This is a genomic window from Rothia sp. P4278 (assembly GCF_048512945.1).
Classification (GTDB): Bacteria; Actinomycetota; Actinomycetes; order Actinomycetales; family Micrococcaceae; genus Rothia.
Window position 1 is genome coordinate 43,559 of the sequence record NZ_JBLXXU010000002.1, and the last position, 13,049, is coordinate 56,607.

Below are 13,049 nucleotides of genomic sequence, written 5' to 3' on the forward strand. Positions count from 1 at the left end.
CATGTGCTGGGGGCCGGGTTAGAGTAGAGATTATGGCTACACCAACGGTTCTTCTTGCGATCATTCTTGCCCTGGTTTTGGGCACCCTGGCCGGTTTCTTCTGGGGGCGGGCGGGCAGCGGTTCTACCGATGCGCTCCGCGAAAAAAATGCTCAGCTCACTGCGGATCTTGCTGCCGCCCAGCGGGCTGAGACTCTGCTAAGTGAGCGGGTCAGGGAGCTTCAGGCCCGGGCGGAGGCCGATGAAGACGTCCTACTGGCGCTAGCCCCGGTCAAGACCCAGCTGGCAACCATGGAAAAGTCAGTGCGTACCATGGAGACCCAGCGCGCCCAGCAGTACGGGGGCCTGGCTCAGGCTCTGAATGAGACGAATAAGACCAGCCACCAGCTCCGCGAGGTCACGGGCCTGCTTTCTTCCGCTTTGCGCTCCACCAGTGCCCGGGGTAGCTGGGGTGAGGCCCAGCTACGCCGTGTGGTAGAGGCCGCCGGCATGCTCCGGCATGTGACCTTTAGCGAGCAGAACACCACAGTAGCTACCGATAGCAGGGGTCAGGAGCGACAGATTCGACCGGATATGGTGGTTCATCTACCCGGCGGTAAAACGGTGGTACTCGATGCTAAGGTACCCTTGAGTTCCTACCTTGATGCCCAGGAGGCTGAGGGGCCGGTGCAGGCTGAGCTATTGGGCCGTCACGCTAAGGCTGTTCGCGCTCACCTTGATGCCCTGGCCTCTAAGCAATATTGGGCCGGTTTTGGGGCTTCACCGGAATTGGTGCTCTGCTTTATCCCGGTAGAGTCAGCCCTTTCGGCGGCACTGACCGCAGACGCTAAGCTCTTGGACTACGCCGCGGCCAAGAACGTAGCACTGGTATCGCCTGTATCGCTGTTGGCCGCGCTTAAGGCTATTTCCTTCTCCTGGCGGCAGGATGCTCTGACCGATAACGCCCGGGAGCTCTTTAATCTTTCACAGCAGCTCTATGAGCGACTCGGTACCGCGGGGTCCCATCTTGCGGGTATGGGTAAGTCCTTGGCGCGCACTGTTGATTCGTATAACGCGCTGGTGGGTTCCTTAGAGACCCGTGTGTTTGTGACCGCCCGCAAGATGACGGCTCTCTCCGGGGTGCAGGACGCTACCGGTCACCTGAGCCCCACCCCTTCGGAAGCTAGCCTTAAACCGCTGACGGCACCGGAGTTCATGACCTCCCTCCCCCAGTACCATGCGGAGAGTACCCAGAGAAAAGAGAACATCGGCCCTGAGCCTTACGACTCGTGGACCGATGAACCTCTTTTTGATGAATAAGGCTTAGCGGGTGGGCTTTGAACCTCGTCCGCCCAGCCGCATAGCGGGAGCACCGGTGTCGTTCTTCAGCGCAGCACGCAGTTCTTTGGGGAGGGAAAAGAGGATGTCTTCCTTAGCGGTTTCGTGTTCCTCAACATCGGTGTAGCCGTAGTCAGCGAGCAGGTGCAGGACCTCTTGCACCAGCACCTCGGGAACCGATGCACCGGAGGTCAGCCCCACTGTGGTTACGCCCTCAAACCAGGCTTCATCGACCTGGTGAGCAAAATCAACGCGCTCGGCACGCTGAGCACCGTATTCCTCAGCGACCTCCTTGAGGCGCACCGAGTTTGATGAGTTAGAAGAACCCACAACAATCACGAGGTCGCTCTTGGGAGCAATTTCCTTGATAGCACCCTGGCGGTTTGAGGTTGCGTAGCAGATATCGTCTGAGGGCGGGTCCTGGAGGGTGGGGAAACGCTCGCGCAGGCGGGCAACGGTCTCAAGGGTTTCGTCCACCGACAGGGTTGTCTGAGAAATCCACACGACCTTTTCGGGGTCGCGCACAGTTACCCGGTCAACTTCGTCGGGCGAGTTAACAATCTGGATGTGTTCGGGGGCTTCGCCTGCTGTGCCCTCGACCTCTTCGTGGCCGGTGTGGCCAATCAGCAGAATGTCATAGTCCTGCTTAGCAAAGCGGACCGCTTCCCGGTGCACCTTGGATACCAGTGGGCAGGTCGCATCAATAGTGTTAAGCTGGCGCTCAGCGGCAGAATCGACAACGGCAGGGGAAACACCGTGGGCTGAGAATACGGTGACGGCGCCCTCGGGAACTTCCTCTACCTCGTCCACAAAGATTGCGCCCTGAGCTTCTAGAGTCTCAACGACGTGTCGATTGTGCACAATCTGTTTGCGCACGTACACCGGAGCACCGTAGTGCTCTAGAGCACGTTCAACGGCGATAACCGCGCGGTCAACGCCAGCGCAGTAGCCGCGCGGGGCGGCCAGAAGTACTTTTTTGGGGCCGGTTGGTGCGGCGGCCTCAATTTCTTGGCGGGTCCGGCGCACACGTGGCACGGTGGGCAGGCCCAGTTCAATGGTCTTTTCGGCAGTGGACATAGTCTCTATCCTACGTTGTTCTAGCGAAAGCGTGCAGTGGCGGGTCTCGCAGTTACGCGGAGCACCGCTATGAGAATTGCCAGCAGGGTCAGGACGACCGCCGCAATCAGCACCTCAAAGGCCAGTCCGTTCAGGTAGCTGGCAAAGGATTCAGCAATTAACTGTGAGAGTTTCTGGAAAAAGAGCACACCGGAGCTACTTGCGCCCTGCCCAAGGCCCGAGAGCCATGAGGCTCCGCCACCGATCAGGGCGGTTGCCCAGAGAAGTCCTGCACCTATGAAAGCCACGCAAGCCAGGTGAGCACATTTAGAACCGGGCCACAGCAGAAAGCCCAGTAGGGCGGAGCCAGCGCAACCGGCTAGAAGAATCGGCCAGAGGCCCGCGAACCCTATCAGGGTGTTAATACTTGTGTTAACCGGCCAGATACTCTCGCCGGTATCGAGCGTAAGGGTTCGCCCGGGAAGGGCGCTGGTATCAAGTGAGATACCAGTTGTGGCCCGCAGGGAATCACTAGCTTTATCGTAGATAGCTGAAAAGTCGAGCATGGCGGGCCTGGTCTCCCCCGAAAAGTTATAGCGGTGGGAGTCACTCATAGCTTTCGCCCACAACTCCGGGTAGTCTTCCGAGGCAACGACGGTGCCTGTGGCCTGGTTAACCAGGGTATAGGTCTGGTCGTATAACCAGTTCTGGGCGCCCCCGTACCAGGTCTCACTGTTCCCGTCCCCCAGGTAGGTGCTGATGGTAGGTGAAGCCATGATGTCATCGGTGACCGCTGAGGCCAGGCTGTTCTGGAAGTCCTGGTCTGTCGCCAGTCCCTGGGCCATAGCCGTGAAGTTATCGGTATCGACGATGGCGCTCTGGGCCCAGTAGGCCGTAGCACCGGCTAGCCCACACAAGAGGGTGAATAGGGCTAGCAGACTACAGAAGAAGCGGCGAAAGATCCGATAAGGAGGTTTGGCCGGGTAGGGGTAGGCAGGTAGGGGCGCAGGATTTACAGGAACCGGGTAGGAAGAAGCAGGAACCGTCTGTGCCTGGGGCACACGCCCCTGCCCCTGCCCCTGGGGAAGCGTGTGCTGGTAAGCAGCTGCTGTGCCGTAGGCTACGGCTCTAACAGCGGAAGCAGATTGCCCCTGAGTTTCTTGGTAGATGACACGTTGGTTCTCGGCCTGGACCTGAGGGTTAGTCCAGTTGCCGTCACCGTGCTCATTAAAATCATGCCTACTTTGTGTGCCCATAGTCCTTGAATAGTAGCTTGTTTATCTAGCTTTTGGGGTGTTTTAACCTGTAGAAGCCCCTTTGATGCTATAAAAAGTACGACCGACCCTCGTTAAGAGGCTAAAAGTGTCAGCCCCCGGTGGTAGTAGTGGTATATGAATACTTTTGGCGAACCTACGCTCGCTGAACTCCAGCAGCAACAAGAGGAAGGGCGGGAGCCCCGGCAACATGCCCAACGGGCCGGCCAGACCACACCCGATAACCCTTGGCCACTTCATCTGCTCTCCCATAAGATGCACGAGTATATAGCCCGGTGTGTGCCAACCTGGGTCGAAGGCCAGGTAATTGAGCTCAACCACCGGGGCCGAGTCTCTTACCTGACCCTGCGCGATATTGACCAGGAAGTCTCAGTGTCGGTGACGGTCTGGGGTTCAGAGATGGCAAAAATCCAGGGGCAGGTAGAACGAGGTTCACGCATCGTCCTGCAACTTAAGCCAGATTTCTGGGTTAAAACCGGTCGGCTCTCCATGCAAGGTTCCAACATTAAGCCGGTGGGTGTGGGCTCCATGCTCGAACGTATTGAGCAGCTCCGTGCCAAGCTCCAGGCCCAGGGCCTGTTCGATGCCAGCCGCAAAAAACCGCTCCCGCTACTGCCCCACACCATCGGCTTGATTACCGGGCGCGATTCAGATGCCCTCAAAGATGTGATTCGCAACGCCAGCCTCCGCTGGCCTGCTGTTAACTTTGCGGTGCGGGAGGTAGCTGTTCAAGGTGTTCATGCGGTAGCCCAGGTAACAGCGGCCCTGGCTGAGCTTGATGCAGATCCCTCCATTGACCTGATTGTAATTGCACGCGGTGGTGGCTCCTTCGAGGATCTACTGCCCTTCTCAGAAGAAGCCATGGTTCGCGCCGTTGCGGCGGCCCGCACCCCTGTGGTCTCTGCTATCGGGCATGAGGCCGATTCACCTCTCCTTGATCATGTGGCCGATGTGCGCGCTTCAACACCCACCGACGCTGGTAAGCGTATCGTGCCCGATGTCGCCGATGAGCGTGAGTTCTTCCGGGCAGCCCGCTACCAGCTGATGCGCTCTCTTGAGCTGCTGATTCAGCGTGAGCGCATGGGGCTAACCCAGGTCCGTTCCCGCCCGGCCCTTGCCGCCCCAGCTTCAACCATGCTGGCGCGGGCTGAGGATATTGAGCGTCTCCGAGCCCGAGCATTAACAGCGGCCACCCATCGGCTGGTACGCGACCGTGAACAGGTGAGCCAGCTCAGGGCACGGGTCACGGCGCTCTCCCCCCAGCAGACGCTTGAACGGGGCTATTCCCTGGTACAAACAGCGTCGGGAGCCCTAGTCCGCGACAGTAGCACCCTTGAAGAGGGGCAGGCTCTTAAAGTGCGTGTGGCACAGGGTAGCCTGAAGGCCACCGTGACCTCAGTTTCAGATAGTGCTCTCTAGCCTCATCTCTCCCCCGCCCTGTAGAACGACTTAGACCCAAACACTAATAGAAGGAATTATCGTGAGCGACAATATCGAATTTGCAACCGAGCTTAATGCCCGCCCCGTGGATGAGCTTTCCTACGAACAAGCCCGCGAAGAGCTCATGCAGGTCGTAACCCGCATGGAGTCCGGGGCTTCCACCCTCGAAGAATCCATTGCCCTCTGGGAGCGCGGCGAGGCCTTGGCAGCTCGTTGTGAGGCCTGGCTTGACGGTGCCCAGGCGCGCTTAGATGCCGCCAAGCAGGCCACTAGCTAGGCCGGGCCTCGCAAATCTGCAAGAACGCAGGCGCAGAGAAAATGGCATCACTTTCTCTGCGCCTGCGCGCCTCTATATGCCTATATGTCGGCCTTTACAACTAATTCTGTTTGTAGTCGCTCAGGAAGTTGCCCAGGCGTTCCAGCGCATCAGCCAGGGTGTGAACATCCGGGAGGAAGACCAGTCGGAAGTGGTCGGGTTGCCCCCAGTTAAAGGCCGTTCCGTGGCTGAGCAGAATCTTCTGCTCCCTGAGCAAATCAAGCATGAACTGCTCATCGCTGGTAATGTTGAACTTATCAATATCGAGCTTGGGGAAGAGGTAGAGCGCACCTTCAGCCTGCTTGACGCTCACGCCCTCCATCTGACTGAGCATCTGGTACGACAGGTCACGTTGCTCTTTAAGACGGCCACCGGGCAGAATCAAATCCTTGATGGACTGGTAGCCGCCCAGCGCTGTTTGTACGGCGTGCTGGGCAGGTACGTTAGCGCACAGACGCATGTTAGCCAGCAGGTTAATGCCCTCAATGAAGGGGGCGGCCGCGAGCTTGGGGCCGGAAATAGCGACCCAGCCGGCACGGTAACCGCAGACCCGGTAGGCCTTGGAAAGACCAGAGAAAGTCAGGGTCAGCACGTCATCATCGGCGATAGAAGCTACGTGCGTCATGGTGGCACCGTCGTAGAGAATCTTCTCGTAGATTTCATCAGCGAAAATGACCAACTCATGTTCCCGAGCAATATCTACAATCTGCCTCAGAAGCTGAGGTGAGTAGACGGCGCCGGTCGGATTATTGGGGTTGATTACCACAATGCCGCGTGTCTTAGAAGTAATTTTGGACTTGATATCTTCTATATCCGGGAACCAGTTGTCTTCCTCCTTACAGAGGTAGTGCACCGGCTTGCCGCCAGCCAGCTGGGTAGCGGCAGTCCACAGAGGGTAGTCGGGACTGGGGACCAGAATCTCTTCCCCATCATCTAGCAAGGCCTGCAGTGTCATGGGGATAAGCTCAGAGACACCATTACCCAGGTAAACGTCGTCGGTGGTGATGTTCATGATGCCCTCGTTCTGGTAGTACTGCACAATGGCGGTACGGGCCGAGTAGAGGCCACGGGAATCCGAGTAGCCCTGGGTGTAGGGCAGGTGCTCGATGATATCCATCATGATGGTTTCAGGCGCTTCAAAACCGAAGGGTGCGGGGTTGCCGATATTTAGCTTAAGAATACGGTGACCGCGGGCCTCCATACGGTGGGCCTCTTCTAAGATAGGCCCACGAATGTCGTAGAGGACGTTTTGAAGTTTTTTTGTTTGCTTGAATGCCATGAGACTTAGATTACCCCCTGAGGGTGCTCAACCAGAAATGTGCGGCATCAGTTTCTGAGACGGCATTATCACCGCTGGTTAAGCTGTTGAGACGAATAAGTGAGTCGGTGTTGAGCTGAGCAGATACACCGTCGATGATGTCCCGGGCTTCTTGTGGTATTTCCCCCGCACGCACCAGCGGCACGATATTCTGGGCCAGCTGTGTCCTTTCCGGATCATCGAGCAGTGTCAGATTATTGGCCGATATATCGGCACTAGCCGAAAACATGTAGGCAAGGTCCGTCTGCCCCCTAATGAGCTGCTTGGCCTGTTCGGTCCGTTCATCGGTGGTACGGACTTGGTCGGGCATACAGCCATAATATTCTCGCAGTGAGTTTTCGCCGCTTGGGTTTGCGGTGTAGGTGTCGGGGGCTACTAGGCTAAGCTGGGCGCATTTTTCGCCAAGGTCACTCATGCTACCTAAACCGTATTTTTGGGCGGTAGCGGCGGTTACCACGTAGCCGTAACGGTTTGTGGCGGCTGAGGGGTTGAGCAATTCAAGGGTGTCGGGGAGCGCAAGGTCAACGTAGCTGACGATATCGTTGCTGCTCAGACCCCGAACGTTAAGGTTTGTGGGGCTGGGGCTAGCTGTGGCTGAGGCTAGCCAAGCGGAGCTTGTTGCCGGTTGGCTAGACTGCTCAGTGGCCTGCACTCTTGACTGAGCCTGGGTGCGCTGATCATTGATGATGCTGGGGCTTGTCGAACCGTTGTCGGTCAGGTAGAGCAAGAGGTCACCTGAGAGGTCAGGGGTGATATGAACAGCGTCCCCGTCGGGGGATGTTGAGGTAGGTTGGGCAGTTGCTGAACTGTTCATATCGATGTGCATCTGCTCGAAAATAGCAGAACGATCCCTCCCGGTTTCCACAACCTCCGCGCTGTAACCAGCCTCTTGCAAAGCCACCTGATAGATGTAGGCTGCGTGCCTGGTTTCAGGTGTAAGTCCGGTTCCGATGCGGATGGTAGCGCTTGAAACTACTGCCGGGGAACTATGGGTTGTTCCTGCCCCAGAGGCTCCACATGAGGTAAAAGCTAAGGCTGCCACCGCCCCCAGCCCCATCACTTGCCAGTGCAAAGCTTTAATCGGCATAGTCACTTAGCGCCTTTCTTCTGGTAGACCCGGCTCAGAGCAAGGGCATCAGGGTAGCCCATCATACGGGCGGCTTCATCAACCAGGGAGTAATAGACATGGTTTTCCAATTCGGCTAAAGGAACCCACAGGGCAAGGTCAGTTGAGCCTCCAGTTTCTGAGCGCAGTTCCCCGCCTGTCCTATGAGCCCGGTAGATAGTACGAAGTGCACAAAAAGGTAGGTCACTTCCCTGGTTAGGGCCAAAGTAGCCGGCATGCACGCCCAGCAGACCATCAAGTTCCACTGTGTAACCTGTTTCTTCTAGCACCTCACGCCGGGCAGTATCTGCTGGCTGTTCGCCCGGTTCCATGCCTCCCCCAGGTAGGGTCAGGCCGGGTTTGAAGCCCGGAATGTGAGGAACCCACCGTGCTAGCAGAATCTGCTCGTCTTCAATAACTACTGCATAGGCGGCCGGGCGGGTTTCCATTTTCGGCAGAGGCATGCAAGGGTTTCCTTTACTATCGATTCTCTTCCACCAGTTTAGCGACCTGCGCCGGTGTCATTTGCCAGCCCCACCACCATATTCAGCTACCGCTCATCTACCTGGTTTGTCTTCAGCTTTACAGAAGAAAAGGTATTAGGCTCTTGGGTATGAGTTTTTCAGGGAATGTACTAGCAGAGAATTCTTCACTTGAGCAGGGAACCGCTGCAGCAGAAAGTATCATGGCGCGGATGACCAGCATAGATTTCTGGATGGGTGCACCGCTTCGCATCCTTCTGATTCTTACCATCGGGGGTATTTTGCACATACTCTTACGGGTGGTTATCAGGCATGTCGCTGATTCCATTGCACGCGGGACTCGAAGCCGAATCGTAGCCAGCGAAGATAAGAAAGGCTTGCTCGCTAAACGCTGGTCCTCAGATACGTCCCTGGCCTCCGCCCGGCAGGCCCAGCGCGCTCACACCGTAGGCTCCGTTCTCCGGTCAGTTTCAGCCATCATGATCTGGGCCGTCACCATCATCATGGTTATCGCTGAGCTCGGTTTCAATATTGCACCGGTTATCGCATCTGCCGGTGTTGTGGGTGTGGCGCTGTCCTTCGGCGCGCAGTCCCTAGTCAAGGACTTCCTTTCGGGCATCTTTATTGTGGCTGAAGATCAGCTAGGTATCGGTGACTGGGTTAATCTAGGCGATACAGAAGGGGAAGTTGAAGCTGTAGGCCTACGTACGACCCAGGTACGAGACGTCCAGGGCACCCTGTGGCATGTGCGCAACGGTGAAATCCTAAGAGTGGGCAACTCGTCCCAGGGCTGGGCACGAATCGTTATTGACCTGCCTATCCCCTACGAGGCAGATATCGACGAAATGGCTGATTTCCTGGTCAAATCCACCCAGGAGGCTATTGAACTACCCGGAATTAAGGGCAATGTGTCAGGCCAACCCCAGTATCTAGGTGTCCAGTCGGTGACCGGCGAATCCGTGATTCTACGTTTGACGGTGACTACTGCCCCGTCCGAGCAGTTTGCTGTGGGCCGTAAACTCCGCGCCGAACTCAAAAAGGCTATGGATAAGCAAGGAATTCGTATCCCGCTTGCTCAGCAGTCGGTAATTCACAGCCAAGTGCACGGTAATGGTTCTGTCGCTAGCGCTAGCACCACACCCCAAAAATTTACCGATGCTTCCGCCTTCGACAAGAAGTAAAGTCAGTGTCTAGCATAGGTGCACCCTACGGAGGACACCGGAGGGGTTAGCGCTTTTTACCTCGGCTACCGCGCCCGCTCCCCTTGGGGGCGGGCTTAGCACCCTTTTGGGCCTGGAACTGCCGCAGGTTACCGCTCTTTTGCGCATTGCGTCTCTTACGGTCCTCGGCTTCACGCCGTTTATTGGCGGCCTGACGTTTACGCTTGGCTTCCTCTTTTTCACGGCTTTGCTTCTCTAAGGCGGTTTCGCGGGTGTCACTGCCCCTCTGAGAGGCGGCTGTTCTACCCCTGGTAATACCCACAAAATCCTGAATCACAGCTTCCCGCTCTTCTGGGCGTACCTGGCGCTTCCAGACCAGCAAGACCTGGTACTCTTCTAGTCCTTCAACAGGGCGGTAGGTGACGTCCTTGCGGTGGTAGAAGCGGGCAAGAGACATAGGCACCACCAGCAAGCCCAGACCAGCGGCGACCAGCTCTACGGCATCGGCCCGGTGCCTCATGGAAGGTAGCGGGCGGGATTCCTGCACGATACGAGTCTGCTCGGTGTGTTCCCAGCCCGGTATCTCCCTAGGATCTTGAAGTAGGAACTCCTCAGCCAGATCAGCCACCGGGACCGCCTCTAGGAGGGTGAACAGATGGTCTTTGGGCAGAACGACAACGGGCACTTCGCGGTAGAGCTCAATAGCGTGGTAGAGGTTCTTATCGCGCGCTGCAGGTTCATCCTCGGCTCGCACAAGCACCATATCGGCAAAGGCATCGAGGGCGGCAAGCCCTTTGCTCTCCCCAAGTGCCACATCGGTTAGCGGGGCCAGTGCCGAATAGCGATCGCGCCAACGGTTGAACCACTTACCCGGCATCACACCGGGCACAAAGCCCACGCACAGGCCTGGCACTTTACCAACCTGCTCATAGCGATCCGTGTGTCCATCTACTAACAAATCTGTACGGGCGAGGATAGCTTGGCTGAGTATCACGCTATTTACCTTTCGGCAGTTGGGGCATTGAACGCCGTGCACCGTGCCACCGGATGAGCAGCACAAGGATCAGGAATATAAGCACCAGTGAGAGGGCAACAGCCGGGTTTTCTAGCCAGAGCCAAATCACCGACATACCGACCGTTGCGTAAATTGTTCCCCAGAAGAAAGTGCCGACGAGCATGGCTGGTACCCATCGGGTAAGTGGCATGCGGGTAAAGCCAGTCGTGAGGATAACTGCGGTCTGAAAGCCAACCGTCACAAAACAGGCGGGAACTGCCAAGACACCCCAGCGGTTCACAAAAAACTGGGCTCTGCGGTAGAGGGGGTGGTCCATCAGGTAGCGAATTTTGTGGAAGCGACTGCTACCGGTCGAGGCCAGCCAGCCCAGGGAAAAGACGATGCTTGTTCGCACTATGCCTACCAGCCACATGAATCCTATTGCGGCACTCCAGTGCAAGCCTTCTAGCCATTCCCTCATTCCCCCAGTCTAACGGCATGGCCTGGCAACAGCTTTCCAGAAGGTGAGAGCAAGGTCACAATTTCTTGGCAAATAGAGCCCTGACATGGGCTAATAGTTTAAAATTTAGGCTATCCTATCTTCAAGAATAGGTAAATCTAAAAAAATTACAGGGACCCCCTAGCCATAGGCCACAGAATTAGGTTATATTTTTATTACCAAATAGCTCAGGGCCTTGTGGGAAGGCCTGCTAGGAGGTCAACAAGATAACTTTTCTTCCTGTGTGTGATGCAAGGCGGAGGTGCAACCAGCACCTCCGCCTTTCTCTTTGACCGCGCCAGGTTCTCCGCTTCAGAGGGCCTCTTCTAAAGATCAATAGACCTAATCTTCTGCAGGACTGGGGGAACAGAGGAATGGATACTTTCCCGCAGCTTCTGGGCTACATGCTCACTACGCCCAGCAAGGCAACCCACAGTAAAGGGGCTTAGCCCCGCAGTGGAGGACTCATTCAAGCCCTTAAGCCAGTCAAGAAAAGTCAACTCATCGGTGAGCTTGCCCAGCTCAGCTTGAAGTAAGCGAGCGCTCTTGAGCAAGGTCTCCTGCCCCTCGCTCAAAGAGATGCCTGCATCGGCGCAGGCAGTCAGGCAGTAGCGGGTAGCTTTAGCCAGCTTACGCAGGTCATGAACACCATCATCGTAAGCAGTGGTGACCGCGAAGTCCCCTGCAGAGTCAGGCCAGGCTTTCACCGCTTTAAGTCCCTGCTTAACCATCTTCTTTTGTAAGCGCCGAGCGACCTTAGCACTGTACTTTTCACGCTGTGCAGGTAAATCTACAAACCTATCCAAATCTTTTTGCAGATCACGCAGAGACTGCTGGAGGTTCAACCTCTGGGACGAATCAAGGTAGGTCATAGCAGACACCAGGCCTTCCTGTGTCTGTTCCTGCTCCAGATGAGCAAGTTCAGCCAGGTCCTTATCACCTAGCAGCTGCGTCCGTGCAAGGCCTAACTGAGCCATAGGCAGGATAAGCTCGCCGTTCCGATGCTGTTCAAGCTCAGATGCATAGGTTTTAAGACCACCTAAAATCGTCTGAAGCTGCGCCTTAGCCTGCTCATCTTTGGCATAGGGAACCGCCATGAAAGCAAGCACGCTCCGTAGCTGACGGGCAATGACCCTCCCCTGGTGACTGGAATCAGGTAGTCCTGCCCGGACCAGCAAATCAGCCTGCCCCAGTTCAATGCTGTACCGGTTCACAATCTCTGCCAGCATGTCGACCGAGGTAGCCGGATCCCGCCAAACGGCATCCGCAGAGGCAACCGGGGATAGCTCAACCCCTTGTTCGGGCAAGCCTTCCGACTGTTTGAGGTGAGTCTCTCGGCGGCGCTCAAATTCAGCGTCCTTTCCGAGCGCTCGCGCAATTTTGGCCGGAGAGGATGAAGGGCCTGCCCCTGCCGCTAGAAGTAACTCCTCGACCGTGGAGAATACCTTGTGAGCAAGGTTGGCATCCGATTGCGCCGGCTCTAAAAGTTCTATTTCCCACTCCTGCCAGGCACGCTCAACTCCGGTGGCGTAGTCAAGGGCCTGAACACGGTCATCACAGATTTCCGCCAGTGCCTGGCCATCTGAACTACGGATAACAGTCCTGCTCCTGTGGGTAGCTAAACCAACTCGCGGTTCAAGTACACTGCCAGCGGTCAGCACCCGCACAAAACGTCGAATGTCTTCGGGCATATCTTCGGGGTTCTCAGCCAGGCTGAAAGATACCTCATGGCGGTCACCAGAAACATCAAATTTGATGTGCCAGCCCTCGTCATACCCGCCTAGCCTCCGGCGGAGGGCAAGGCTGTGGGCAGCGAGCTGACCTTGCGGCGTATCAAAGTAAGTTGCATCGAGCTCTTCTACAACAGGGGTATCAGCTATCCAGCTCTCAAACTGCCAGGCGATAACCGGAGCCTGCCCGCCTAGGTCTGCAAGCTCGTATTTACGTTCAACTTCTAGGTGGTGAGCAACCATAAGGTATCCTTCACTGTGGTGATCAGCGGTAGCGGCTAAACCGCCCCATGCAAAAACGCCTGCCCTAGGTTCAGGGCAGGCGCTTGATTCAGTTCTTTCGATGAGCTCTACGGCTC

At 56.6% G+C, this 13,049-nt stretch carries 12 protein-coding genes; 4 read left to right on the top strand and 8 right to left on the bottom strand.

What is annotated here, in order from left to right; translation table 11 throughout:
* Positions 1-32: 32 nt before the first annotated feature.
* Positions 33-1,298 (top strand): DNA recombination protein RmuC, encoded by a 1,266-nt coding sequence (locus ACN085_RS04295; protein WP_419110732.1) that lies wholly within the window; start codon positions 33-35, stop codon positions 1,296-1,298.
* A gap of 3 nt (positions 1,299-1,301) precedes the next feature.
* Here the strand turns inward: ACN085_RS04295 and ACN085_RS04300 are convergent, their stop codons facing one another.
* Both ACN085_RS04300 and ACN085_RS04305 read right to left on the bottom strand, forming a co-directional pair.
* Positions 1,302-2,393 (bottom strand): 4-hydroxy-3-methylbut-2-enyl diphosphate reductase, encoded by a 1,092-nt coding sequence (locus ACN085_RS04300; RefSeq protein ID WP_419099374.1) that lies wholly within the window; start codon positions 2,391-2,393, stop codon positions 1,302-1,304.
* Between the two features lie 20 nt (positions 2,394-2,413).
* Complete coding sequence (locus tag ACN085_RS04305; protein WP_419110733.1) at positions 2,414-3,628, bottom strand: hypothetical protein; 1,215 nt, start codon at positions 3,626-3,628, stop codon at positions 2,414-2,416.
* A 135-nt stretch (positions 3,629-3,763) separates the two neighbouring features.
* Between ACN085_RS04305 and xseA the strand changes: the two genes are divergently transcribed.
* Positions 3,764-5,065, top strand: coding sequence for an exodeoxyribonuclease VII large subunit (gene xseA / locus ACN085_RS04310; RefSeq protein WP_419110734.1), 1,302 nt, complete (start codon positions 3,764-3,766; stop codon positions 5,063-5,065).
* A gap of 61 nt (positions 5,066-5,126) precedes the next feature.
* Positions 5,127-5,363, top strand: a complete 237-nt coding sequence (locus ACN085_RS04315) for an exodeoxyribonuclease VII small subunit (protein WP_419099371.1) — start codon at positions 5,127-5,129, stop codon at positions 5,361-5,363.
* 100 nt (positions 5,364-5,463) lie between these two features.
* Here the strand turns inward: ACN085_RS04315 and ACN085_RS04320 are convergent, their stop codons facing one another.
* The 3 genes from ACN085_RS04320 to ACN085_RS04330 are packed head-to-tail and all read right to left on the bottom strand — an operon-like array spanning position 5,464 to position 8,289.
* Complete coding sequence (locus ACN085_RS04320) at positions 5,464-6,681, bottom strand: pyridoxal phosphate-dependent aminotransferase (RefSeq protein WP_419110736.1); 1,218 nt, start codon at positions 6,679-6,681, stop codon at positions 5,464-5,466.
* Positions 6,682-6,691: 10 nt separating this feature from the next.
* Positions 6,692-7,807 (bottom strand): glycine betaine ABC transporter substrate-binding protein, encoded by a 1,116-nt coding sequence (locus tag ACN085_RS04325; protein WP_419110737.1) that lies wholly within the window; start codon positions 7,805-7,807, stop codon positions 6,692-6,694.
* Positions 7,808-7,809: 2 nt separating this feature from the next.
* A complete protein-coding gene (locus ACN085_RS04330; protein ID WP_419104909.1) occupies positions 7,810-8,289 on the bottom strand; it encodes an NUDIX hydrolase in 480 nt (159 codons plus the stop codon).
* A 149-nt stretch (positions 8,290-8,438) separates the two neighbouring features.
* Between ACN085_RS04330 and ACN085_RS04335 the strand changes: the two genes are divergently transcribed.
* Complete coding sequence (locus ACN085_RS04335) at positions 8,439-9,488, top strand: mechanosensitive ion channel family protein (protein WP_419110738.1); 1,050 nt, start codon at positions 8,439-8,441, stop codon at positions 9,486-9,488.
* Positions 9,489-9,534: 46 nt separating this feature from the next.
* Here the strand turns inward: ACN085_RS04335 and ACN085_RS04340 are convergent, their stop codons facing one another.
* From ACN085_RS04340 to ACN085_RS04350, 3 genes are all read right to left on the bottom strand, one after another.
* Positions 9,535-10,461 (bottom strand): LysR substrate-binding domain-containing protein, encoded by a 927-nt coding sequence (locus ACN085_RS04340; protein WP_419110739.1) that lies wholly within the window; start codon positions 10,459-10,461, stop codon positions 9,535-9,537.
* 1 nt (position 10,462) lies between these two features.
* Complete coding sequence (locus tag ACN085_RS04345; RefSeq protein ID WP_419099365.1) at positions 10,463-10,894, bottom strand: hypothetical protein; 432 nt, start codon at positions 10,892-10,894, stop codon at positions 10,463-10,465.
* A gap of 392 nt (positions 10,895-11,286) precedes the next feature.
* Positions 11,287-12,933: a CHAD domain-containing protein gene (locus tag ACN085_RS04350; protein WP_419110740.1), complete on the bottom strand. Its 1,647-nt coding sequence runs from the start codon at positions 12,931-12,933 to the stop codon at positions 11,287-11,289.
* Between the last annotated feature and the right edge of the window lie 116 nt (positions 12,934-13,049).